Annotated in this window: 22 protein-coding genes; 8 read left to right on the forward strand and 14 right to left on the reverse strand. The window is 62.5% G+C overall.

The window, feature by feature from the left end:
• Positions 1-59 precede the first annotated feature (59 nt).
• The gene (fliE, locus tag ACQ4MM_RS20160) at positions 60-401 is read left to right on the forward strand and encodes a flagellar hook-basal body complex protein FliE (RefSeq protein ID WP_431479011.1); all 342 of its coding nucleotides are present in this window, start codon (positions 60-62) and stop codon (positions 399-401) included.
• An 88-nt stretch (positions 402-489) separates the two neighbouring features.
• Here fliE and ACQ4MM_RS20165 read toward each other — a convergent pair whose 3' ends face one another.
• The 8 genes from ACQ4MM_RS20165 to ACQ4MM_RS20200 all read right to left on the reverse strand — a co-directional run bounded on the left by ACQ4MM_RS20165 (position 490) and on the right by ACQ4MM_RS20200 (position 8,422).
• Positions 490-1,224: a flagellar brake protein gene (locus ACQ4MM_RS20165; RefSeq protein WP_431479012.1), complete on the reverse strand. Its 735-nt coding sequence runs from the start codon at positions 1,222-1,224 to the stop codon at positions 490-492.
• Positions 1,225-1,250: 26 nt separating this feature from the next.
• Positions 1,251-1,607: an EscU/YscU/HrcU family type III secretion system export apparatus switch protein gene (locus ACQ4MM_RS20170; RefSeq protein ID WP_431479013.1), complete on the reverse strand. Its 357-nt coding sequence runs from the start codon at positions 1,605-1,607 to the stop codon at positions 1,251-1,253.
• The gene (locus tag ACQ4MM_RS20175) at positions 1,594-2,859 is read right to left on the reverse strand and encodes a flagellar hook-length control protein FliK (protein ID WP_431479014.1); all 1,266 of its coding nucleotides are present in this window, start codon (positions 2,857-2,859) and stop codon (positions 1,594-1,596) included. The genes ACQ4MM_RS20170 and ACQ4MM_RS20175 overlap by 14 nt, the downstream gene beginning before the upstream one ends.
• A 14-nt stretch (positions 2,860-2,873) precedes the next feature.
• On the reverse strand, positions 2,874-3,200 hold the full coding sequence (locus tag ACQ4MM_RS20180) for a flagellar protein FliT (protein WP_431479015.1): 327 nt from the start codon (positions 3,198-3,200) through the stop codon (positions 2,874-2,876).
• Positions 3,201-3,212: 12 nt separating this feature from the next.
• The gene (gene fliS, locus ACQ4MM_RS20185) at positions 3,213-3,650 is read right to left on the reverse strand and encodes a flagellar export chaperone FliS (RefSeq protein WP_431479016.1); all 438 of its coding nucleotides are present in this window, start codon (positions 3,648-3,650) and stop codon (positions 3,213-3,215) included.
• 21 nt (positions 3,651-3,671) lie between these two features.
• On the reverse strand, positions 3,672-6,329 hold the full coding sequence (gene fliD, locus ACQ4MM_RS20190) for a flagellar filament capping protein FliD (RefSeq protein ID WP_431479017.1): 2,658 nt from the start codon (positions 6,327-6,329) through the stop codon (positions 3,672-3,674).
• Between the two features lie 183 nt (positions 6,330-6,512).
• A complete protein-coding gene (locus tag ACQ4MM_RS20195) occupies positions 6,513-6,884 on the reverse strand; it encodes a flagellar protein FlaG (RefSeq protein ID WP_431479018.1) in 372 nt (123 codons plus the stop codon).
• Positions 6,885-6,961: 77 nt separating this feature from the next.
• Entirely contained in the window at positions 6,962-8,422 is a 1,461-nt protein-coding gene (locus tag ACQ4MM_RS20200) for a flagellin (protein WP_431479019.1), read from the reverse strand.
• Positions 8,423-8,769: 347 nt separating this feature from the next.
• Between ACQ4MM_RS20200 and ACQ4MM_RS20205 the strand changes: the two genes are divergently transcribed.
• Positions 8,770-9,390 (forward strand): hypothetical protein, encoded by a 621-nt coding sequence (locus ACQ4MM_RS20205; RefSeq protein WP_431479020.1) that lies wholly within the window; start codon positions 8,770-8,772, stop codon positions 9,388-9,390.
• 51 nt (positions 9,391-9,441) lie between these two features.
• On the opposite strand, the gene ACQ4MM_RS20210 is transcribed toward ACQ4MM_RS20205, so the two are convergent.
• The 4 genes from ACQ4MM_RS20210 to ACQ4MM_RS20225 form a co-directional block, all read right to left on the reverse strand.
• The gene (locus tag ACQ4MM_RS20210) at positions 9,442-11,019 is read right to left on the reverse strand and encodes a GGDEF domain-containing protein (protein WP_431479021.1); all 1,578 of its coding nucleotides are present in this window, start codon (positions 11,017-11,019) and stop codon (positions 9,442-9,444) included.
• A gap of 113 nt (positions 11,020-11,132) precedes the next feature.
• Positions 11,133-11,780: a response regulator gene (locus tag ACQ4MM_RS20215; RefSeq protein ID WP_431479022.1), complete on the reverse strand. Its 648-nt coding sequence runs from the start codon at positions 11,778-11,780 to the stop codon at positions 11,133-11,135.
• Positions 11,773-12,864, reverse strand: a complete 1,092-nt coding sequence (locus ACQ4MM_RS20220) for a histidine kinase (protein ID WP_431479023.1) — start codon at positions 12,862-12,864, stop codon at positions 11,773-11,775. Before ACQ4MM_RS20220 ends, ACQ4MM_RS20215 begins: the two co-directional genes overlap by 8 nt.
• A gap of 15 nt (positions 12,865-12,879) precedes the next feature.
• Positions 12,880-13,461, reverse strand: coding sequence for a hypothetical protein (locus tag ACQ4MM_RS20225; RefSeq protein WP_431479024.1), 582 nt, complete (start codon positions 13,459-13,461; stop codon positions 12,880-12,882).
• 39 nt (positions 13,462-13,500) lie between these two features.
• Here ACQ4MM_RS20225 and greB point away from each other — a divergent pair, with 39 nt between their 5' ends.
• From greB to ACQ4MM_RS20255, 6 genes are all read left to right on the forward strand, one after another.
• Positions 13,501-14,064 (forward strand): transcription elongation factor GreB, encoded by a 564-nt coding sequence (gene greB, locus ACQ4MM_RS20230; RefSeq protein WP_431479025.1) that lies wholly within the window; start codon positions 13,501-13,503, stop codon positions 14,062-14,064.
• 79 nt (positions 14,065-14,143) lie between these two features.
• On the forward strand, positions 14,144-14,824 hold the full coding sequence (locus tag ACQ4MM_RS20235; RefSeq protein ID WP_431479026.1) for a YIP1 family protein: 681 nt from the start codon (positions 14,144-14,146) through the stop codon (positions 14,822-14,824).
• A gap of 7 nt (positions 14,825-14,831) precedes the next feature.
• Positions 14,832-16,049 carry an efflux RND transporter periplasmic adaptor subunit gene (locus tag ACQ4MM_RS20240; RefSeq protein ID WP_431479027.1) on the forward strand — a complete coding sequence of 406 codons (1,218 nt, stop codon included), beginning with the start codon at positions 14,832-14,834 and terminating at the stop codon, positions 16,047-16,049.
• Positions 16,046-16,729 carry an ABC transporter ATP-binding protein gene (locus ACQ4MM_RS20245; protein WP_431479028.1) on the forward strand — a complete coding sequence of 228 codons (684 nt, stop codon included), beginning with the start codon at positions 16,046-16,048 and terminating at the stop codon, positions 16,727-16,729. Before ACQ4MM_RS20240 ends, ACQ4MM_RS20245 begins: the two co-directional genes overlap by 4 nt.
• A gap of 2 nt (positions 16,730-16,731) precedes the next feature.
• Positions 16,732-17,955 carry an ABC transporter permease gene (locus tag ACQ4MM_RS20250; protein WP_431479029.1) on the forward strand — a complete coding sequence of 408 codons (1,224 nt, stop codon included), beginning with the start codon at positions 16,732-16,734 and terminating at the stop codon, positions 17,953-17,955.
• A 112-nt stretch (positions 17,956-18,067) separates the two neighbouring features.
• Positions 18,068-18,688: a transposase gene (locus ACQ4MM_RS20255; RefSeq protein WP_431479030.1), complete on the forward strand. Its 621-nt coding sequence runs from the start codon at positions 18,068-18,070 to the stop codon at positions 18,686-18,688.
• A gap of 33 nt (positions 18,689-18,721) precedes the next feature.
• Here ACQ4MM_RS20255 and ACQ4MM_RS20260 read toward each other — a convergent pair whose 3' ends face one another.
• Both ACQ4MM_RS20260 and rpoZ read right to left on the reverse strand, forming a co-directional pair.
• The gene (locus tag ACQ4MM_RS20260; protein WP_431479031.1) at positions 18,722-21,001 is read right to left on the reverse strand and encodes a RelA/SpoT family protein; all 2,280 of its coding nucleotides are present in this window, start codon (positions 20,999-21,001) and stop codon (positions 18,722-18,724) included.
• Positions 21,002-21,025: 24 nt separating this feature from the next.
• Positions 21,026-21,229, reverse strand: coding sequence for a DNA-directed RNA polymerase subunit omega (rpoZ, locus tag ACQ4MM_RS20265; RefSeq protein WP_005665923.1), 204 nt, complete (start codon positions 21,227-21,229; stop codon positions 21,026-21,028).
• Between the last annotated feature and the right edge of the window lie 2 nt (positions 21,230-21,231).

Genomic DNA, 21,231 nt, shown 5'->3' on the forward strand with positions numbered 1-21,231 from the left:
CTTTGTCACGGTTATTCTGGAAGCCTGAAAACAGGAATATTGTATCTTGGAGTCAACTAATGAGAACAGGCGGAATTGATTCTAGCCAAATCCAGGCCATGATCGCCCAGCTCCATGCCGCGGCGACACGGCCATCTGCGACGCCGCCGGCAATCCAGACCGAAAAGGTGGCGGAGAAGCCGGACTTCACCAACGCCCTGAAAGGGGCGCTGGATGCGGTCCAGGCCAGCCAGAACCAGGCCGAAGGCCTGACCAAGCGCTTCCAGATGGGGGACGATTCGGTCAACCTGTCGGACGTGATGATTTCGATGCAAAAGGCCAGCATCAACTTCCAGGCCACGGTGCAGGTGCGCAACAAGCTGGTGCAGGCCTACCACGACATCATGAACATGCAGGTATAAGCCAGATGTCCACCTTGGGGTCAGGAACAGAAGTGGACATTCCTGCGGAAATGTCCACTTCTGTTCCTGACCCCAAGGTAGACATTTTCTATTCGAGGCCGGCGATGCGGGCGTTGCGTTCGCGCTCGAGCTTGGTGATGTAGCGCTGCACGGCCGTCAGCGAGGAGCGTGGCATGTCGACAAACTGGCAGCCCAGGCGGCGGTTGGTTTTGTTGTTTAAAAGCGTCAGGTCCAGCGAGTTGCGGATCTGCAGGCCGGTGCTGATCGTGGCCACTTCCGGTAGTTCAATGCGGCAGTCGCTGTAGACCTTGCCGATCGTGTCGCCCAATTCCAGGCTGTTGTCGAGGATCGCAATGCCGCCGCAACTGATGTCGGACAGCGGAAACGGCTTGCTGCCGCCGCCCAGTTCGGCTGGCTGCGGGATCAGCACGCGCACCGGGTTGGTAACCGGCGTGGCGATGCGGTAAAACTCGCGGCGCTGCAGTCGCACCAGGCTGGCCGGCAGCGCCATCTTGAAGGCGGGGCTGCCTTCAAAGGTGGTCGATTCGATGTGTTCGCCGCTGAACATGATGCGGATCTTGTCCAGCGTGGTTTCAAAGGAAAGCCGCTTGGCGCCTAGGATGCGGCGGTTCTGGTCGGGACTGATGGAGCAGTCCAGGATCAGGTTGCCGCCGTCGGCATCGACGTCCAGGATGGAGGTGACGCAGACGTCGGCCTCGCCTTTGATGAGCATGCGGATCAACTGGTTCTTCTCGCCGATACTGCGCAGCAGCGCAGTAATCTCGCGGCGCGAACCAACCTCGAAATCATGCCAGTTTTCCATGTCCGATTCCGAAATATAGCTGTGCATCAAAGTCCGTTTTTGGGAGATTCATTCGGTACGCTGAGATCAGGCGCCGGCGGCGCGGGCTGGCCAGTCTTTTGCGCTGCTTCAATATGATAAAGCCACGCTAACAGTTCCGCAATTACACGGTAGAGCAGTGGCGGGATCCGGTGGTCCAGGTCCACTTCCATCAACAGTGAAACCAGTTCTTTCGACTCGTGGATGTGCACGCCATGTTCGGCGGCCACGGCAATGATCTGCTCTGCAACCAGTCCGCGTCCTTTGGCGACGACTTTTGGTGCCGCTTCGCCGCTCTTGTAGGCCAGGGCCACGGCGCTTTGCAGCGGCTTGCGCGGCGGGTCGCTATTGTCACTTGGCGCCATCGTTGTGCTCCGCATTGATGGCAAGTGAGGCCAGCGGCGCACCGGCAGTTTCCATGGCTTGCTGCAAGGCGCCGGCCCAGGCGCGCAGCGTGCTGGCGCTGTCTTCCGAGCCGGACTGCAGCGAAATATGCACCTGCTCGCCCACCAGCGTGACGTTGGCGGCGACCTGGCCCAGCATGGGGAAACGGAAACGCACGCCGCTGCGCCAGACCGCTTCGGCGTCGCCATCGCGGCCTTCGCCTTGGCCGCCTTTGCCGCCGGCTTCGCCTTGCTGTTCGCGTTCCACCAGCCATTGCATCTGCTGGCCAGGCCAGGCCTCGCCTTGCCACATGACCTTGCCTTGTTCGTGGGTGTGCAACTGCTGGTTGATCATCTGTGCGGCCGACAGGTCGGGTCCGCCCAGTGCCTTCGCGATCGCATCGGCCTGGCCTTGCGCTGCGCCTTGCGCGGCGGCGTGGCGCTGCATCTGCGGTTCGCGCTGCAAGTCTTGCAGCGGGCGCTTGCCTTCGGCCCATTCCGCCACGTGCGATTCATAGAACAGGCCGCTATCGCCGAGAGCGCGCTGCAAGCCTTGGCTGAGCTTGCCTGGGTCGGGCGGCCCGCCTGCGCTCAGCGGCATCTTGCCGTTGATGGTGACCGGTACCCCGGGCGTGGTGTAGGCCGAGGCCAGCGCGCTGGCGATGGCGCGCGCGGCGGGGCTGAGCGCGGCTTGCGGGGTGTCCTTGCCGAGCGCGGGCAACTGGTCGACCGGTACCAGCGGGGCTTTGCTGAGCAGGGCCGCGCCGGGGCTCAGGGTCCGGCCCTGGGCTTGCGCAGCGCCGGCCTGGCCGGCTTCCGCGCCCTGCGGCTGTTTGCCGCTCAGGTTGAGGATGGCCGCTTCCTGCGACGGCAGGCGCGCTGCCGGCAGCTCGGGCATCTGGTCGCCGGCGACAAAGGTGGCCATCTGCCCGGCTTGCGGACTGCCGGCGCCCACTTGCAGGGTGGGCCGCGGCTGGGCGCTGACCACCGTCAGCGGCAGGTCGTCGCCGGCATTGACGCCGGCTGGCAGCAGCATGCGCGCATTGGTGTCGGCCACCCGCACCAGGAAACTACCATCGGAGAATTTGCTGAGGACCTGGGCGGGCAGGGTTTGCCCGACCATTTGCGACAGGGCGCGCTGGAAGGCTTCCTGGCGCGGAGCGGCAACCGCTGGCGTGGCCGAGGCCGCGCTGGTGGCGCTGACGCCACGGACGTCCAGGCGCGGCGGCAGCATGGCAGCCGCCCCGTTCAGACGGCGCCGTAGGCCGCGGCCAGGCGCCGTTCAGTGCCGGTATTGTTGATCAGTTTGGACAGCTGGGCCATCCATGGCATGGTCAGGTCGCGGATCTGGCGGTCGTCGTCCAGCATCTGCTTGATCAGGCCGAGCTTTTGCTGGCGCGCGCCGGCGTCCAGCACTACCGTCTCTTCAGCGCCGCGCAGCAGGGCAACCTGGGCCGCTACCTGGCTTTCCAGCACTTCCAGTCCATCCCAGTCGGACATCGTTGCTGCCGCCACCATCTTGTGGGTCAGTGCTGCCATGGCGCTGTAGGCGGTCAAAACTTCCACGTTCGTCATTGTCGTCCTCGATTACATGCTGGCCAAGGCCGCAGGCTGGGTGTTATTGGTCGCGGCTGGGGTGCCGCCGATCTGGTTCCAGGTGTCGCGCAGGTCGGCCAGCAGGCTGCGCACTTCTTCCAGGATTTCCGGCTGGTTCTTGATATTCGCGTCCAGCAGGCGGCGGCTCATGTAGTCGTACAGCGCGTCCAGGTTGCGCGCGATCTCGCCGCCCACTTCCTTGTCCAGGCTGGCGCGCAGGCCGTCATCGATGATGCGGATGGCTTTGGAGATGGCCTTGCCTTTTTCTTGCACATTCCCTGCATTCATTTGCGTAATCGCGGTCATGATCGCCGCCAGCGCGCCGTCGTACAGCATGACGATCAGCTTGTGCGGCGAGGCGGAGCTGACGCCGGTTTCCAGGCCGACTTTCGCGTAGGCGTTGACGCCGCGTGAAGTAGTTCCAAACATAGTCTCTCCTTATTCCTGCGATCATCCGTTGGAGGCAATGGCCGCCAATTGCTGGGTCAAATACGCTTGCGTGCTCTGCATTTTCGCGAGGGTCGCGTCGAGCCGGGTGAACTGGGTGCGATAGCGTTTTTCGATGTCGTCCAGCTTGGAAGAGAAAGCGTCGCGCTGCTTGGCCACGTCTTTGATGCTCTTGTTCAAACCCTCGGTCACGGTGGTCAGCAAGCCTTTGCTGCCCAGGAAGGACGTGGCCAGGTTGTTGAGCTGGTAGGCATAGCCTTGCGAGAACGAAACGCTGCCACGGTCGCCCAAGGCGCCACCCGTGATGTCGATTTTCAAACCTTCCGCATCGGTGCCTTCGGCGCCGGTGAGGGTCTGGCCGGTGCCGACCACGGCCTTGCCGCCCAGGGTGCCGGCAACGTCGGTGCCGGCTACCGGCGCCGCGCCACCAAACACGCTGTCCACGGTGCTGCCGGTGACGCTGGTCAGGGCGATGTTCGAGGCTGAGCCGTATTTGCTGGACGACAGTACCAGCTTGCCGCTGCCGTCGATCGCGGCAGTGACGCTGGAACCGCTGTCGGCGAACGCGGCGGTGCCGTTGATCGACGATTGCACGATCTTGGCCAGCTCGGCGGGCGAGTAGGTGCCGGCCGGGATGGTGACGTTGGCGACATTTTTCGAGTTGCTGGGCGTGGTGTCATTCAGGGTCAGCGCCCAGGTCGTGTTGGCGTCAATCGTGGTGCTGCCAACCAGTGCCGCCGAACTGGTCAGGGCAGCCTGGCTGGCCAGGGCTGTGACGTTCAGCGCATAGCTGCCCGGCTTGGTTTTTGCGGTCGAGCTGACAAAGCTCACATTCGGGTCGGTCGCATTGCCGATGGCGGTAAACAAGCCGGCAATGTCGCCGAAATTCTTTTCGATCGCCTTGTTCAGCTTGGCGTCGTCCAAAGTCAGCGTGCCATCCTTGGCAAAGGAAATGCCGACCTGGCCCATGTTGGTCAGGCTGCCGGACAGGCCGGTGATCTGCCCGCTCATCATGCGGCGCAATTGCGCTTGCATGGACTGGGCGGTCGGGTCGCCCTGCAGCGCGCCGGCTTTCTTGGTTTCCGGATCGTAGGCGGTGAGTTTCTTCAGCGCGCCGTTGAGTTCGTTATACGCCTTGACAAAGGCGGTCAGGTTGGTCTTGACGCTATTGGTGTCGCGCGCAACGTTCAGCGTGGTGCTGCCCACCTGGTTGACCGTCAGGCCAACGCCCTGGATCGATTCGCTGACGGTGTTCGAGTGGCTGCTGACGGCGATGCCATTGACGGTCAGTTTGGTGTCCTGGGCAGCAGAGGTCTGCTGCATCGACTGGGTGCCGGCCGGGTCGTAGCTGAGCAGGCTGTTCAGGGCGGCGTCCGGCGGGTTGCTGCCGTCACCGCTCAGGCCGATTTTCATGGCCGCGTTTTCGCCGGTCTTGTTTGACGTCAGCACCAGGCGGTAGGGGGTCGCGCTGCCATCGGACACGATGGTGGCGGTCACACCCAGGCTGGCTTTGTTGATGGCGTCGGCCACGCCTTGCAGGGTGTTGTTGGTGCTGTCGATGACGACGGAGCCGGATGGCTGGCTGGCATCCTGGCTGAAGCCGCCCCCGATCATGCTGCCGCCGGTGCCTGCCGTCAGGCCGGCTGCCGCCGGATTGTTGCCGGCGATGGTAATCGGGCTGCCGTTGGCCGAGCTGAGGGTGACGCTGCTGGCGGAAGCGTAAGTGGCGCCGGCATTGGCGGCACCGGCCGCGGTCTTGGCGCCGCCGGTGACACCGCTTGCCGTTTCGGTAATGGCCACGCTGGCGCCGCTGGCGCTGCGGAACTCCAGGGTGCCGGCTGCGGCGCTGCCGGTGAAGGTAATGCCTGCGGCTGCGAGCGCGGTGGCAGTGGCGCCGCCGGCATTGGCCAGGTCGGCGTCGAGCGAGGCCGCCGTTACGCCGGCGCCGGCTGCTACGCCTGCGCCCTGGCTGGCGAGTGTGACATTGCCCACTTTCAATGCGTAGGAACCGGTGCCATCGGTGGCCACGTCGCCAAAGGTGGAGAAGATATTCGCCACGCTGGCAGTGACGCCGGTGCTGCTGGTCTTGTCGTTGATGGCATTCGCCAGGGCGGTGGCGCTGTTGGTGCTGCTCGAAGTCGGAATGGCAGTACCGTTAATGCTGAGCGAGCCATTGGCCAGACCGTTGCTCAGCATCGACGAGCTAAGGCCGGTGCCCTGCAAGCCGAAGCTGCCGCTGGCTGTGCCGAACTGGAAGAACAAGGTGGTCGAGCCGCCCAGGCCGATGGCCGAAGTCTTGCTCGCCAGGCCACTGGTCATCAGGGTCTGGGCCTGGGCCAGTTGGCTGACATTGATCTTGTAGTTGCCTGCCACCGCCTTGGCCGACGCGCTGGCAGTCAGCAAATCCTTGTTGCCCACTGTGGTAGAGAAGCCTTTGAAGGCGTTGGCCGAAGTCAGGCCGCCCAGTGCACTCTGGAACACGCCGACGGCCGCAGTCAGCGAGCCGAAGGCGCTCACCTTGGACTGGTAGGACGCGGTCTTGCGGTCGTAGCCCGACAGTGGCGCTGCTTCGGCCGCCATCAGTTTGTCAACGATGTCATTGACCTGAAGGCCGGAACCGATACCGGGGGATGCAAGTGCAGGGGTGGAAGATAGGGCCACGGCAAACTCCTGAGGAAACAAGATAAGTCTAACTTGTTTACGGCAGATTCAAAGTGGACTTGAGAGGGGGAAATACCTGTTTATTCGTGACCGAAAAGACAAGGTGGCCGCCGGAACAGCATAACGCAAAAAAGCCCGGGCTGCCGCAAGGGCAGGCCGGGCCGGGAATGCTGTTGCTGACGGTCAGGCTTCTTGATCGACCAGCAAGCCCCTGAAGGCATCGATCGCTTTCGCGATCTCCAGTGCTTCCGGGGTCGGAATCTGGCGCAGCACTTCCTGGGTATGCAGGTCAATCACTTTGACAACAGTGCGGTGGCTGTCGTCGTCGATGGCGAACACCAGGCTTTGCGCCCGCTGCTGCACCGAGTTGTTCAGCCTGGCAACCGCATCTTCCACTTCTTTCCTGGAAGGCGTTGCCTGCTTGGCCTTGACCGCATCGATGGTTTCCACCGCAGCAGCCGGGCTGCGGCCTGCCACCGGGAGGGCCACGAAATCCGGGACCGCGATGCCACGGTCAGCCCGTGGCACAGTAGCAGTTATTGAATCGATAGTCATACAGACCTCCTACGAAAAATTCCCCGGTCCGGCGAACCGGAGCGGGGAACCGCTTGTGTTACCTAGCGATTTGGCGATTAGCCGCGCAGCAGGCTCAGCACGCCGTTCGGCAGCGAGTTAGCCTGGGCCAGCATGGCGGTACCAGCTTGTTGCAGGATCTGGCCGCGGGTCAGGCTTGCGGTTTCTGCAGCAAAGTCGGTGTCCACGATACGGCTACGCGATGCAGACAGGTTCTCGGTCGTTGCGCTCAGGTTCGAGATGGTCGACGAGAAACGGGACTGCAGAGCACCGAACGATGCGCGCTGGCTGTTCACCGATGCCAGGGCGGCGTCAGCGATCTTGATTGCCAGCTGGGCGTTGTCGAAGGTGGTCACGTCCAGGGTTGCGACCGACTTCAGGGTCGAACCGCCAGCCAGGCTGAAGCCGGTTGCAGCAGCTTCCGTTACCGAGAACGAGCTCTCCGAGTCCATGGTCACGCGGCCCATGACGGTCGATACAGCAGCAGCTGCAGTCATCGCGTTGGCAGCACCGTTCAGGGTACCGGTCGCGGTGTAGTTCTGTGCGCTTGCCACGGTGTTGCCGCCAACTTTGGTGTTGGTCAGCTTGATGTCGGAGCCGGTCGAGTGCGACAGTTTCAGCTTGTTGTTGGTCTCGTCGTACTGGGCAGTAACGCCAGTCTTGGACGATTGCGCATTGAAGGCATTGATCGCCGAAGCGTAGTCGTCAGCCGAGTTGGCACCGGTACCGATGGTGAAGGACACGGTCACTGGCGAGCCAGCGTTGTCGCCTTCGACGGTCATGGTGTAGGACTCAGCGCCCAGGGTCAGGGCCGCATCGGTTTTAGCCGATGCAGTGACGCCGGTGTTGGCGGTCTGTGCATTGATGCTGGCAGCGACCGACTTGGCGGTGCTGGTAGCGGCCAAGGTGGTGATGGTTGCCGAACCGCGGGAACCGTTGATGGTCGCGGTGGTAGCAGCCGAGGTGTTGGCAGCAGTCACAGCAGCTGGAGCGCCTTCGATACGGTTGTCGCCGTAGGTGCTCGTCAGGAAGTTGGCGCCAACAGCCTGGATGGTCTGGTTCGCGTCAGCGCCGACCTGGAAGGTCGCGGTGCCCATCGAGCCGTCCAGCAGGTTTTTGCCGTTGAAGTTGGTGGTCTGAGCAACGCGGTTCAGTTCCGATGCCAGTTCGCCAACTTCAGTTTGCAGAGCTTGACGGTCCGAAGCCGAGTTGGTGGCGTTGGACGACTGCACTGCCAGTTCACGGATACGCTGCAGGATGTCGCCGGAGGATGCCAGCGCACCTTCAGCGGTTTGAGCCAGCGAAACGCCGTCGTTGGCGTTACGCATTGCCTGGTTCATACCGCGAATCTGGGAATTCATACGGTCCGAAATTGCCAGGCCAGCCGCATCGTCCTTAGCGCTGTTGATACGCAGGCCGGAGGACAGACGTTGCAGGGAGGTCGACAGGCTGCTCTGGGATGCGTTCAGGTTGCGCTGCGAGTTCAGGGACGAGATATTGGTGTTAATTACGGAAGCCATGGTATTTCTCCATTCGGTACTACTGATTGGGCAATTTGCTCATTCACTTTGGCCCGCCACGTTGTCCTGTGACGATCAAGCCGCTGTTGTATTGGGTAACGGTTTCCACACGGGAACCTTTAGGGCGATCTGGCTGGCCAATCGCCCTGTTTTCACCCTCAAGTTGCCCACGGAGTGCCGCTTAAACGGCGGGCTTTTCATGAACTTTAGGCCGAAAAAAAATATTTTTCAGGCGCAAAAAAATTTATGGACGCTGAGAAATTGCGATGTTTGCCGAATGCAATTGATGTTTATTTTGGGAAATATATTGTGTATTATGCAATTCCAGTAACTCTTTATCAATTCCAATGCATAAAATTTCCCAACGATGGGCCGCCGCCTTGCTGGTGGCCGCCTGCACCCAGAGTTCTGCCGGTGTCCTGCCTGTGGTCGACGTCAACAATCCGGTCAGCTGGCCGGGGGCCGCGGTCGACGTCAGCCATAGTCATTACCAACAGCATTTTGCCGCGACACAGAGCGGGCTCCTGTCGGGATTCGGCATCTTCACCGCCCCTGGCTACACCTGGCAAACAACCAGCGTCAAGATCAAGGTCGGCGGCGGCGATCGCTGGCAGACCGATGGCTGGGCTGCCCAGATCACTTCGCGCCTGGATGGCACGCTGGTCGATTTGACAGGCTTTAACCTGCATGTGAATGCAGGTGACGACATTGTCTTTGATGTAGGAGGCGGCGGCAGTGCCTTCATGGTGCAGCATGGTATGGGTCCGCTGTACGAAAAGAACAATTTTTCAGACTTCCCGTTACGGCAAACCGACCGCTCGCTGGCGTTTACCACTTGGATGATCCCGGACCCCGTCGCGCCGGACCCGACCACAGATGTGGCGGCGCCTGGTGCGGGCATTCTCACGCTGCTGGGCTTGGCAATGCTGGCGCTTGCAAGACGCCTTTCGGCAGGCCGCGTGCGCTAAACGAAAAGAGCCCGCGATGCGCGGGCTCTTAAGTCTTGAGGGGCCGGTTTGCTAGTCCGCGACAACGACGCGGTTCTTGCCGGATTTCTTGGCCTTGTACATGGCGGCGTCGGCGCGCTGGACCAGCTCGGATTGGCCTTCGCGCGGACGGCGCAGCGCCACACCGGCCGAGAAGGTGATCAGCACCTTCTCGTTTTCATGCATGAAGAAGTGGCGGGTCAGTTCGCGCTGCAGGCGGGTCATGGTGGCCTCGGCCGCCTCGATGGTGGTCTCGGGCAGCAGGATCAGGAATTCCTCGCCGCCGAAGCGGGCGATCACGTCCATCGAGCGCAAGGTCTCTTTGACAACCTTGACCAAATGCTTGAGCGCGTTGTCGCCGGCGATATGGCCCATGGTGTCGTTGAGCTTCTTGAAATCGTCCAGGTCCAGCACGGCGATGCAGAGCGGGGTGCCGCGCCGGTCGGCACGCGCGGTTTCGCGTTCGAACACATCGTCCAGGCCGCGCCGGTTCAGCGAGCCGGTCAACTGGTCTTCACGCACCAGTTCGCTCAGGTGCTGCAGCTTGGCTTCCAGGGCGTGGATGCGCGCTTCGGCGTCCTGCACTTCCTGCCGCGCCACCATCATATTGTCGCGCGCTTTCAGCGCTTCGCTCTGCACCTGGCGGGTTTCCTTCAGCACATCGTCGAGGATCTGGTTCAGTTCGCCAATATCGCGCGCGGCGCGGATCTTGTCTGAATAGCCACCGATCTTTTCATGGAAGTCGCCGGTCGAGGTCGCCACGGCGCCAAGGCGGTCGATGAAGGTCATCATCATGTTCTTGACGGTGGCCTTGACGTCGGTGATCGAGTGCTTGAGCTGGCTCTGTTTATAGATGACGTCCTTCAGGCTGCGGGTGGCTTCTTCCAGCGCGCGCTGGTCGATCGGGCCGGCGATCAGGTTCTGCACGGCATCGATCTGGCCGCGCAGCCAGGAGTCGTCGTCCAGCAGTTCGCTGACGTTTTCCAGCAGCAGGCGGAACAGGCGCAGCAGCAATTCCTGCTGCTCGGCGGTGTCGCCGCTGCGGATCTCGATCTGGTAGCACAGCTCTTTCAGGCGGCTGCCGATTTCGGCCAGCGCCACCTCGGTGTGCGCTTCCTTGGTGGCAGCGCCGAGCGACTCGGCTTCCGCCACCAGGTTGGGGCTGTCGGACAGCAGCGAGGCAACGGCAAAGGTCAGGGTGCGGCTCAGCAGTTCGCGCAGCAGGCGCGCCTGCTCATTATTCTCTTCCGGCACCAGGCCGCCGGCGCCCACTTTCACCAGCGGGCGTTCGGCCAGTGCGGCCAGGGTGCGGGCATAGGTATCCCAGTCGCGCGCCTTGACTGCGCGGTTGAAACGGCGGCCGAAGTCGGCCAGGTCGCCCGGCTGGTCGGTCAGGCGGGCGGCGAACTGTGCCAGCATGGTTTCTGCCGGGCCGTCCTGCACCACTGGTGCCGGCGGCAGCGGCACGATGCCGGCGATTTCATTGTAGATGTCGCGATACGCGTCCGGCGTAGGGGCAATCCGGCGCACAGCGAGGCGGCGGAATGCCTCGCGCGCGATATCAGCCGGATTCATGTCCGCCGCGGCTGGATTGGTGGGTTTGCTAGACATCTGACGTACAGCCTTTACGAAGGTTTACCGATTACCAGCATATTAAGCCACTGTCCAGTTGCCCGATTCGGTGATAAACGGGAGTAAATGTGCTTACTTCCTGGCATCATTTTCTAATCGATCAGCTGGTTCTTGATGGCGTAATGCGTCAGCTCGGCGCTGTTCTTCAGGTTCATCTTGACCAGCAGGCGGGAGCGGTATTCGCTGACGGTCTTGACCGAGAGCGATAGCTCCTTGGCAATGGTGCCGACGGTCTTGCCGGAGGCGATCATGGTCAGGGTCTGGTACTCGCGGTCGGACAGCGTTTCGTGCGGCGCTACCTGGTGGTCCTCGCCGACATGGTTGGCCAGTTCCTGGGCCAATGCCGGGCTTACATATTTTAACCCCGCTGCGCACTGGCGGATTGCATTTACTAACTCTTTCGGCGCACTTTGTTTGGTGAGGTAGCCGGCGGCGCCGGCCTTCAGCGAGCGGATTGCGTACTGGTCTTCGCGATGCATGGACAGCATCAGCACCGACAGTTCGGGTTTGTCCTTCTTGACCTGTTTTAGCACTTCGATGCCGTTGCGATCTGGTAAGGAAATGTCGAGTAGTAATACATTGCAGCCGGACTTGCGAAATAGCCTGATGGCATCCAGGCCATTTTCCGCTTCGCCGGACACCACGATGTCTTTGGTTTCAGCCAGGATCTGCTTCAAGCCTTCGCGCACGATGGCATGGTCGTCGGCAATAAAAACTTTGATGACGGCTTTTTCACTCATGGTCCATTGTAACGTCTGGCGCGCTGGCCGGGAGGCGGATTTTGATCGCCACCTCGGTGCCGCCGCCGGCCGCATGGCCCAGGTTCAGCGTGCCGCCCAGTGCCCGCGCGCGCTCGGTCATGCCGCGCAGGCCGAAGGAGTCGGGCTTGGCGCGGTCGGCTGGATGGATGCCGCGGCCGTTGTCGATGATCTTCAGTGTCAGCATGCCGCGGCTGCGCGTCAGCTTGACGGTGACCGCGCTGGCCTGCGCGTGTTTGGCGATATTGGTCAATGCTTCCTGTGCGATGCGGAACAGGGCCGCGGCTTGCTCGGGATCGAGTTCGAGCTCTTTCATGCTGGCCTCCAGCGTGCAGGCAATGCCGGCCTGGGTGGCGAATTCCTTGACCTGCCACTCAAGCGCCGGCAGCAGGCCGAAGTCGAGCACGGATGGGCGCAGGTCCAAGGTCAGGCGGTGCACGGCATCGATGGTGCGGTCGACCAGGGAGTCGACGTAGGCGGCCTTTTGCTGCAGGGTGGCATCGCCTTCCGGCAGGCGTGCGGTGAGCATGGCCAGGGCCATCTTGATGGCGGTCAGGTTGCCGCCCAGGTCGTCGTGGATTTCGCGCGCGATGCGCTCGCGCTCCTGCTCCTTGACCCGTTCGATGTGGGCGGTCAGCTCGGCCAGGCGGGCGCGGCTGGCGCGCACCTCGAGCTGCTCTTGCTTGCTCTCCGTGATGTTGGACATCATGCCTTCCCACTGCACGCCGCCGTCGGGCAGGGCGTGCGGGGTGCTGCGCAGGTTGATCCACTTGACGTCTTTCCAGGCTTCGACCCAGATGCGGCCTTCCCAGTTCCAGCTCCATAGCGAAGTGGCGGACGCCTGCATCGACTCCAGGTAGGCCGGGCGGTCTTCCGGCAGCACCAGCGACAGGAAGCGTTGCGGCTCGGCCTGCAGTTCGGCGGCGTTGATGCCCAGCAGGGCCAGGCAGCCATCGCTCAGGTAGGGAAACGACACGCTGCCATCGGCATGGCGGCGAAACTGGTAGACCAGTCCGGGAGCGTTGGCGGCGATATGGTGAAGGGCGGTCGGCAAGGCAGGGCGCATGAGGTGGTTGCAGGGTCAGCGGCGGCGCATGCGCCAGAATGCGCTGAAGCGGCGCAGCACGCGCATCGGGCGCGCTGCGAAACGGCCGCGGCGCCAGCCGGCGCGCCAGCGGCGCAGGCGTCCGCGCACCTGGTCGGCCAGGGCGCGGCATTCGCGCCAGGCGGCCGTGGCCTTGAGGCGCGCGATCCAGCGTTCCTTCACTGCCATGAAGCGCCCGTGCAGCCAGGCGAACCAGCGCAAGCGCAGCAGGGCCGGGCGGGTCAGGGCATACAGCCGGGCGACCGCGGCAGCCCCGGCCACTTTGGCCAGCAAGAACACACTGATGCCCATGAAGGCATGGCCGCGCGCCAGCGCGAACAGGGCCAGCAGCTTGACCGGAAACAGCATCAGTGCCGGCAGCAGGAACACGGCCATCGCGGCGGCCGGGCCGAGGCTGCAGATGATGCGCTCCAGCGCCCGCAGCGGCGGGAACGCGGCCAGTCTCGCCATCAGGCGCGCCCCCACATCCCACAGCCATTCCTCGAAGATCAGGAACAGGGCCGCCAGGTAGACGAGGGGGGCGAACAGGCGCCGCCTGAGTGTGTACAATCGCTTCATGTAGCTGCCATTATTGCACCAAACAATTAGAAAACGGTTATGAACAAAGCTTTTGTCAAAGAGGGCGAACAGGACGATGACGACGACCTGCCGCCAGGTGCGCCGCCGATTCCTCCCGGCTCCAAGAACTACCTGACGCCTGCCGGCTACCAGCGCATCAAGGACGAGCTGCTGCAGTTGATTGACGTCGAGCGTCCGGAAGTGGTGAAGGTGGTGCACTGGGCGGCATCGAACGGCGACCGTTCGGAAAACGGCGATTACATTTATGGCAAGCGCCGCTTGCGCGAGATTGATCGCCGCATCCGTTTCCTGACCAAGCGCATGGACCTGGCCGAGGTGGTGGATCCCAGCATCCATCATGGCAACGACCAGGTGTTCTTCGGCGCAACCGTGACCTACGCCAAGCGCGACGGCGAAGAACACACCATCACCATCGTCGGCATCGACGAATTCGACCCGCTGAAGGGCAAGGTAAGCTGGATCAGCCCGGTGGCCCGCACGCTCACCAAAGCGCGCGAAGGCGACACGGTCCTGCTGCATACGCCGAACGGCGCGGAAGAACTGGAAATCCTCGAAGTCAGCTACCCCGCCCCAGCGCCTTAACTGCCGCCAAAGTATCTCCGCACATGATTGCCAGGTTGTTATAATTAATTTTTAATTATTTTTATGGCAAGGTGCGCGCATGGCATTCGCTCAACTGACGCAGGTCTTCTATGAACCATCGGCCGCGTTCGCGGCGCTGAAGGAGCGGCCGCGGGCCTGGTTGCCGCTGCTGCTGCTTTACGTGGCCGGCATCGGCATGGTGGTCTGGTATTTCCAGAGCGTCGATTGGGAATGGATGAAGGCGGCTACCTTGCCGCCGGACCTGCCAGCTGAACAGCGCGAGGCGGCCGGCCAGGGCATGACGCGCGGCCTGATGATGGGATTCGGCATTGCCGGCGTCGTGCTTGGCACGCTGCTGATTTTCAGTCTGTATGGTTTTTACTATTGGCTGGCGGGGAAACTGGCCAGCATGGAGCTCAGCTTCAAGTCCGGTTTCGCGTTGGTGGCATGGGCCTCGCTGCCAGGCCTGATCAGCGTGCCGTTGATGGCGCTGCAGATCGCCACCAGCAAGGGCCAGCTGGCGTTTGAGAACGCCGACATGCTGTCGCTGAACTTCCTGCTGGTGCATGCTGCGCCGCATACACCATGGTTCGGCATCGCCAGCGCGCTCAAACTGACCGATATCTGGGTCGTCGTGCTGACCACCATCGGCCTGCGCACCTGGACCGGCAAGAGCGGCACCACCTGCGCCATTATCGCTGTGCTGCCGTATGTGTTGATTTACGGCTGCTGGGCCGCCTGGATCCTGTTCAAGAACTGAGGTGGCCATGAAGCGCAAACTGATTGCATTGGCCGTGATCACGGCCATGCTCGGCATTCCCGTCGCCGTCAAGTTCGGCAGTCCGCCGGCCAAGGTCGAAGCCGAACTGGCCAAGGTCGAGAACAAGGCGATTTATCCCGCGGTCCTGGCCTCGGGCAGCCTGGTGTTCCGCCAGGAGGTGCAGCTGTCGCCGGAGGTGATCGGCAAAGTGTCCGCAGTGCTGGTGAAGGAAGGCGACAAGATCGAACAAGGGCAGGTCGTGCTGCGCCTCGACCCGAGCACCTACAAGGCCGACGTGGCGCAGCAGGAAGCCGCGGTGCGCAACGCGGCCGTCAGCGTTGACCGGGCACAGATCGACCTCGATAACCAGCAGCGCAAGCTGGAACGTTCGCGCCAGCTTGCCGCCGCCAAGTTCATCGACGTGTCGCGCCTGGACGATGCCAAGCTGGCGGTCGACCTGGCCGTGGTGGGGCTGCGCAGTGCGCGCGAGAGCCGCCAGCAGGCGATGGCGATGCTGGCGCTGGCGCAGGAACGGCTGGCCAAGACCGAAGTGCGGTCGCCGATCGCGGGCACTGCCACCAGCGTTTCGATCAAGGCCGGCGAAACAGCGGTGGCCAGTGCCACCGGTATCGCCGGCTCCAGCCTGATGACGATCGCCGACGTCGGCTCGATGATCGCGGAAGTGAACGTCGACGAGGGCGATATTGCCAATGTGGCGCCGGGCCTGAAGACCCGGATCTTCCCCTCGGCCTATGCCGACCGCCCGCTGGCCGGCAGCGTCGAATCGGTCTCGCTGGCGCCCAAGGCCCAGGCTTTGGGCCAGGCGGCCAGCCAGGGCCGCAGCTACGTGGTCAAGGTCAAGCTGGCAGCGCACCAGCTGGCGCTGCGCTCCGGCATGACCTGCCGCGCCGAGATCGTGACGGGCGACGGCGCGCCGCGCCCGGTGGTGCCGCTGCAGGCAGTGCAGTTGACGGAGGCTTCGGAAGGCAAGGGCAAGCGCAGCAATTATGTGTATGCGATTGTCGATGGCGTGGCCAGCAAGCGCACCGTGGAGCTGGGCCTGTCGGACGACAGCAACCAGGAAATCACCAAAGGCCTGGCGCTTGGCGAAACGGTTGCCGTAGGGCCGGCGCGCACCTTGCGCGACCTGCGCGAGGGCACGGCAGTCAAGGCCAAGGCGCTGGACGCCAAGCCGCTCAAGGTTGCGGACGGAAGCAAACCGTGATCACCCTGAGCGGCATCACCAAGCAGTACCAGATGGGCGACCAGACCGTCCATGCCTTGCAGGGCGTTGATTTGCAGATCGAGCGCAATGAGCTGGTGGCCTTCATCGGCGCCTCAGGATCAGGCAAGTCGACGATGATGAATATCGTCGGCTGCCTTGACCGCCCGAGCAGCGGCACCTATTTCCTGAACGGGAAAGATGTCGCGACCATGGCCGGCGACGACCTGGCGCAGGTGCGCAATGAGGAAATAGGCTTCATCTTCCAGAGTTTCCACCTGCTGCCGCGTCATACAGCGCTGGACAACGTGGCGCAGCCGCTGATCTATCGCGGCATTGCGCCGTCCGAGCGCAAGCGCATGGCGCGCGAGGCGCTGCAGCACGTGGGACTGGGGGAGCGCATGCATCACCGGCCGAACGAGCTGTCGGGCGGGCAACGCCAGCGCGTAGCGATCGCGCGTGCGCTGGTGGGCAAGCCGTCGATCCTGCTGGCCGACGAACCGACTGGCAACCTCGACTCGGCCACCACGCGCGAGATCATGGCGCTGATCAAGGAGGTGCACCGCAACGGCCAGACGGTAGTGATGGTGACGCACGAGCCGGACATTGCCGACCAATGCCAGCGCATCGTGCGGCTGCAGGATGGACGCGTGCTGTCCGACCATCGCCTGGCAGGAGGTTAGGGATGTACATCTTTATCGAAGCGCTGCGTTCGGCCATGGCGGCGATCCGCGCACACCGCATGCGCAGCTTCCTGACCTCGCTGGGCATCATCATCGGCGTGGCGTCGGTGATCACCGTGATTTCCTTGATCCAGGGCTTGTCGCAATCGATCACGCGCCAGTTCGAAGGCCTGGGCGGCAATGCGCTGACGGTGCACGCCAAGAACGACTTCAAAGACGTCATGCGGGGCAAGGTCAACTACCTGCAGTTTGAAGACGTGGAGCAGTTGCGTGGGCACGTCGACGGCATCCGCGAACTGAGCCCGGCATTCATGTTCCCGGGCGGGGAAATCCGCTACGGCAACCAGACCGCCTCCAGCCGCCAGCAACTGGCCGTGACCGCGGCCTTCATGGAGGTCAACGGCAGCTATCCGCGGCTGGGACGTTTCCTCAGCGAGTCCGACAATGCTGGTGCACGGCGCGTCTGTGTGATTGGCGAGAAGATGATCGAAATGCTGCACCTGCCGGAGAATCCGCTGGGTGAGTTCATCCAGTTCTCCGGCGAGTGGTTCAAGATCGTCGGGGTGTTGGAGAAGAAGGGCGAGATACTCGGCATGTCGCAGGACGACCAGGTGCTGGTGCCATTTCGCACCGGCCAGAGCCTGATCGGCATTACGCGCAAGCCGAGCATGTCGATCACGGTATCGATCAGCGACATCGGCCGCACGGAGGAGCTCAAAGAGCGCATTGCCACGGTGATGCGGCAATCGCATCGCCTGCATGCGGAGCAGAAGGACGATTTCGAGATCCAGTCCTCCGACCAGTTCCTCAAGAGCTTCGAGACAGTGACCACCACCGTCACGCTGGTGATGGGTGGGGTGGTCGGGATTGCGCTGCTGGTGGGTGGCATCGGGATCATGAACATCATGCTGGTGTCGGTCAGCGAGCGCACGCGCGAGATCGGCATCTGCAAAGCGATCGGTGCACGCAGCCGCGACATCCTGATGCAGTTCCTGATTGAAGCGGTGACCCTGTCGATGCTGGGCGGCGCGATCGGCGTGCTGCTTGGGTATGGCATGGGCCATGCGATCGCCAGCATGATTCCCGACTTTCCCGGCGCGTACGTGCCGTGGTGGGCGGTGGCCTTGTCGGTGATGTTCTCCGCCGGCGTCGGCGTGGTGTTCGGCGTGCTGCCGGCCGCCAAAGCCGCCAAACTGGACCCGATCGAAGCCTTAAGGTACGAATAAGCGCCGATTGCGTCCGCACAAAGCGCACAAAAAAAAGCACCGCTATCCTTTGAACAGGCGGTGTCTGACCCTGCGGGTCAGACACCGGTTTACCGGTTCCAAGGAGAGCAAAATGCCCCGCCCACTACGTAACTACCCCGTAGGTACTTGCCTGCACCTGACCCAGCGCGGCGACAATGGCCGCATCATCTTCAATGATGACGAAGAGCGGCACGGTTTCCTCGGCTTGCTCAGAGAACATAGCGTCAAATCAAGCTGCGACATCCACGCCTACGTCCTGATGAGCAACCATTTCCATCTGTTGCTCAGTATTCGTGGACAAAACTCCCAGGCGTCGTTGATGAAGTCGCTTGCACAGCGTACCGCGCTTTGGCGCCACGCCCGGTACGGAGGCAGCGGCACAATGTGGGATAAGCGTTACCACTCGTCCCTAATCGACAGCAGCGCATACCTCTTGATGTGCCAGCGATATATTGAACTCAATCCTGTAAGGGCGGGGATGGTGGAATTTCCCGGCGGGTATAAATGGTCGAGCTATCGCGTTAATGCAGAGGGGCGGGAGGATGTATTGATTCGTCCGCATCCGGTCTACCTCGGCTTAGGTTCGGATGATGAGGAGCGCCGGAAGGCTTATCAGGCGCTTTTTGACATGCCTCTGGCAGAGAAGGACCTGGAGCGGATACGGTTTGCTATCAAGGGAGATGCTGCTTTGCGGAAACCAATGAACCGGTAAACCGGTGTCAGACCCGCAGGGTCTGACACCCCGCTAGGCGCGTTCGCGGGTGACGCGGTTGACGCCTGCTACTTTTCGCACGTTGCGGATCAGCGCCGCCAGGTGCACGCGGTCCTTGACCTGGATCGTGAAGCGCAGCTGGTGCAGCACGTGCTCGCGGTCTTCGTCCATGCCGACGAAGGTGATGTTGCCGTCGCTTTCGCCGATTTCCGCTGCCACGCGCGCCAGGATGCCCTTCTCATTGTTGATGATCAGGCGGATGCGGCTGTCGAAGCGGCGGTTGATCTCGGTACCCCATTTGACCGCGATCCAGCGCTCAGGCTCTTTCTGCTTGGAGCGCTTGGCCACCGAACAGTCGCCGGTGTGCACCTGCAAGCCCTGGTCGCGGCGCAGCTGTCCCACGATATGGTCACCCGGAATCGGCAGGCAGCATGGCGCCAGCTGCACCGACACGCCTTCGCTGCCGTAGATCGTGACCGGATCGAGTTCTTTCGAACTGGTGTGCTCGATCGGCGCGCTGGCCGATTCGCCGCCCAGCAGGCCGAAGATGTGGCGCGCCACCAGCGCGGCCATGCGCTTGCCGATGCCGATGTCGGCATACAGCTCTTCCATCGACTTGGCCGAGGATTCGTTCAGCAGGCGTTCCATCAGCGGCGGCGGCAGCTCGCCCGGCACATTGATCGCATCCAGTGCCTGCGCCAGCAGTTGCTGGCCAAGCCGGATCGATTCCGGCAGGTTGATCGTGCGCAGGTGGTGGCGGATCGCCGAGCGCGCCTTGCCGGTGCGCACGAAGGACAGCCAGGTCGGGCTTGGGCGCGAGTTCGGGTCGGTGACGATCTCCACGATGTCGCCGTTGCGCAGTTCGGTGCGCAGCTGGGCCGCTTCGCCGTTGATGTTGACCGATACCGTATGGTCGCCGATGCCGGTGTGGATCGAATACGCGAAATCGATCGGCGTGGCGCCACGGGGCAGGGCGATGATCTTGGACTTCGGCGTGAACACGTAGACCGAATCAGGGAACAGGTCGACCTTGACGTGCTCCAGGAATTCGGCCGAGTCGCCGGTCTGCTGCTGGATGTCGAGCAGCGATTGCAGCCAGGCGTGGGTGCGCTGCTGCATGTCCGAGATGTTGGCGTCGTTGCTCTTGTATAGCCAGTGCGCCGCCACGCCCGATTCGGCGGTGCGGTGCATTTCCTGGGTGCGGATCTGGAATTCCACCGGCGTGCCGTAGGGGCCGATCAGCGTGGTGTGCAATGACTGGTAGCCGTTCAGCTTACGGATCGCGATGTAGTCCTTGAACTTGCCCGGCATCGGCTTGTACAGCGAGTGCAGGGTGCCGAGCGCCACGTAGCAGTTGGGGAAGCTGTCGACCACCACGCGGAAGCCATACACGTCCAGCACCTGCGAGAACGACAGGTGTTTGGAGCGCATCTTCTTGTAGATGCCGTACAGGGTCTTTTCGCGGCCATAGACTTCCGCCTCGATGCCGGCTATCGACAGGGTGTTCTTCACCGCGTCCAGGATCTTCGAGACCACCTCGCGCCGGTTGCCGCGCGCCGCTTTTACGGCCTTGTGCAGCACGTGGTAGCGCACCGGATACAGGTGCGAGAAGGACAGGTCCTGCAGTTCGCGGTAGATATTGTTCAGGCCAAGGCGGTGCGCGATGGGGACGTAGACTTCCATCGTCTCGGCCGCGATGCGGCGCTTCTTGGCCGGGATCATCACTTCCAGCGTGCGCATATTGTGCAGGCGGTCGGCCAGCTTGATCAGGATCACGCGCACGTCCGAGGCCATGGCCAGCAGCATCTTGCGGAAGTTTTCCGCCTGCGCTTCGATCTGGCTCTGGAACTCGATTTTTTCCAGCTTGGACAGGCCGTCGACCAGGTGCGCCACCTGGGCGCCGAAGCGTTCGATCAGCTCGTCCTTCTTGACGTCCTGGTCCTCCATCACATCGTGCAGCAGCGCCGCCATGATGGCTTGTGCGTCCAGCTTCCACTCGGCGCAGATCTCGGCCACCGCGATCGGGTGCGAAATGTACGGTTCGCCCGACTTGCGTACCTGGCCCAGGTGCATCTCGTCCGAGAAGCGGTAGGCTTCCTTGACTTTTTTCAGGTCGGCCTCGCCCATGTACTCGGCGAGTTTTTCGGTGAGGTGGGTGATGGTGGCAACGCCGGTGGCCACGGTTGGCGCGGCTAGTGCAGAAGTGGAAACGGATGGTGCAGAAACGTCAACGCCCGGCTGTTGCTTAGCCGGGCGCCGTGCCCGCCGTGCGGGCTGTTCGCTGATGTTGGGATCGGCGGATGTCAGGTTCATATCGGGAACAAAAAGGTTCCCAGCTTACATAGGGACCTTTTTCAGCATTTCCAGGCCTACTTTGCCGGCAGCGATTTCACGCAGGGCGACGACGGTTGGCTTGTCCTTGGCTTCGACCTTAGGGGTGTGGCCTTGCAGCAGCTGGCGTGCGCGGTAGGTCGCTGCCAGGGTCAGCTGGAAGCGGTTAGGTACGTTTTTCAGGCAATCTTCAATAGTAATACGGGCCATGC

The organism is Massilia eburnea (assembly GCF_050709955.1).
Taxonomy (GTDB): Bacteria; Pseudomonadota; Gammaproteobacteria; order Burkholderiales; family Burkholderiaceae_D; genus Rugamonas; species Rugamonas eburnea_A.

Excerpts from the sequence above, each read along its gene's own strand:
- ACQ4MM_RS20210 (WP_431479021.1), bottom strand. The coding sequence starts at position 11,019 with ATGTCTAGCAAACCCACCAATCCAGCCGCGGCGGACATGAATCCGGCT.
- ACQ4MM_RS20175 (WP_431479014.1), bottom strand. The coding sequence starts at position 2,859 with ATGCTGCCGCCGCGCCTGGACGTCCGTGGCGTCAGCGCCACCAGCGCG.
- fliS (WP_431479016.1), bottom strand. The coding sequence starts at position 3,650 with ATGTTTGGAACTACTTCACGCGGCGTCAACGCCTACGCGAAAGTCGGC.
- ACQ4MM_RS20195 (WP_431479018.1), bottom strand. The coding sequence starts at position 6,884 with ATGACTATCGATTCAATAACTGCTACTGTGCCACGGGCTGACCGTGGC.
- ACQ4MM_RS20225 (WP_431479024.1), bottom strand. The coding sequence starts at position 13,461 with ATGAAGCGATTGTACACACTCAGGCGGCGCCTGTTCGCCCCCCTCGTC.
- ACQ4MM_RS20170 (WP_431479013.1), bottom strand. The coding sequence starts at position 1,607 with ATGGCGCCAAGTGACAATAGCGACCCGCCGCGCAAGCCGCTGCAAAGC.
- ACQ4MM_RS20255 (WP_431479030.1), top strand. The coding sequence starts at position 18,068 with ATGCCCCGCCCACTACGTAACTACCCCGTAGGTACTTGCCTGCACCTG.
- ACQ4MM_RS20240 (WP_431479027.1), top strand. The coding sequence starts at position 14,832 with ATGAAGCGCAAACTGATTGCATTGGCCGTGATCACGGCCATGCTCGGC.
- ACQ4MM_RS20205 (WP_431479020.1), top strand. The coding sequence starts at position 8,770 with ATGCATAAAATTTCCCAACGATGGGCCGCCGCCTTGCTGGTGGCCGCC.
- ACQ4MM_RS20180 (WP_431479015.1), bottom strand. The coding sequence starts at position 3,200 with ATGACGAACGTGGAAGTTTTGACCGCCTACAGCGCCATGGCAGCACTG.
- greB (WP_431479025.1), top strand. The coding sequence starts at position 13,501 with ATGAACAAAGCTTTTGTCAAAGAGGGCGAACAGGACGATGACGACGAC.
- rpoZ (WP_005665923.1), bottom strand. The coding sequence starts at position 21,229 with ATGGCCCGTATTACTATTGAAGATTGCCTGAAAAACGTACCTAACCGC.
- ACQ4MM_RS20200 (WP_431479019.1), bottom strand. The coding sequence starts at position 8,422 with ATGGCTTCCGTAATTAACACCAATATCTCGTCCCTGAACTCGCAGCGC.
- ACQ4MM_RS20215 (WP_431479022.1), bottom strand. The coding sequence starts at position 11,780 with ATGAGTGAAAAAGCCGTCATCAAAGTTTTTATTGCCGACGACCATGCC.
- ACQ4MM_RS20250 (WP_431479029.1), top strand. The coding sequence starts at position 16,732 with ATGTACATCTTTATCGAAGCGCTGCGTTCGGCCATGGCGGCGATCCGC.
- ACQ4MM_RS20235 (WP_431479026.1), top strand. The coding sequence starts at position 14,144 with ATGGCATTCGCTCAACTGACGCAGGTCTTCTATGAACCATCGGCCGCG.
- fliE (WP_431479011.1), top strand. The coding sequence starts at position 60 with ATGAGAACAGGCGGAATTGATTCTAGCCAAATCCAGGCCATGATCGCC.
- ACQ4MM_RS20260 (WP_431479031.1), bottom strand. The coding sequence starts at position 21,001 with ATGAACCTGACATCCGCCGATCCCAACATCAGCGAACAGCCCGCACGG.
- ACQ4MM_RS20165 (WP_431479012.1), bottom strand. The coding sequence starts at position 1,224 with ATGGAAAACTGGCATGATTTCGAGGTTGGTTCGCGCCGCGAGATTACT.
- ACQ4MM_RS20220 (WP_431479023.1), bottom strand. The coding sequence starts at position 12,864 with ATGCGCCCTGCCTTGCCGACCGCCCTTCACCATATCGCCGCCAACGCT.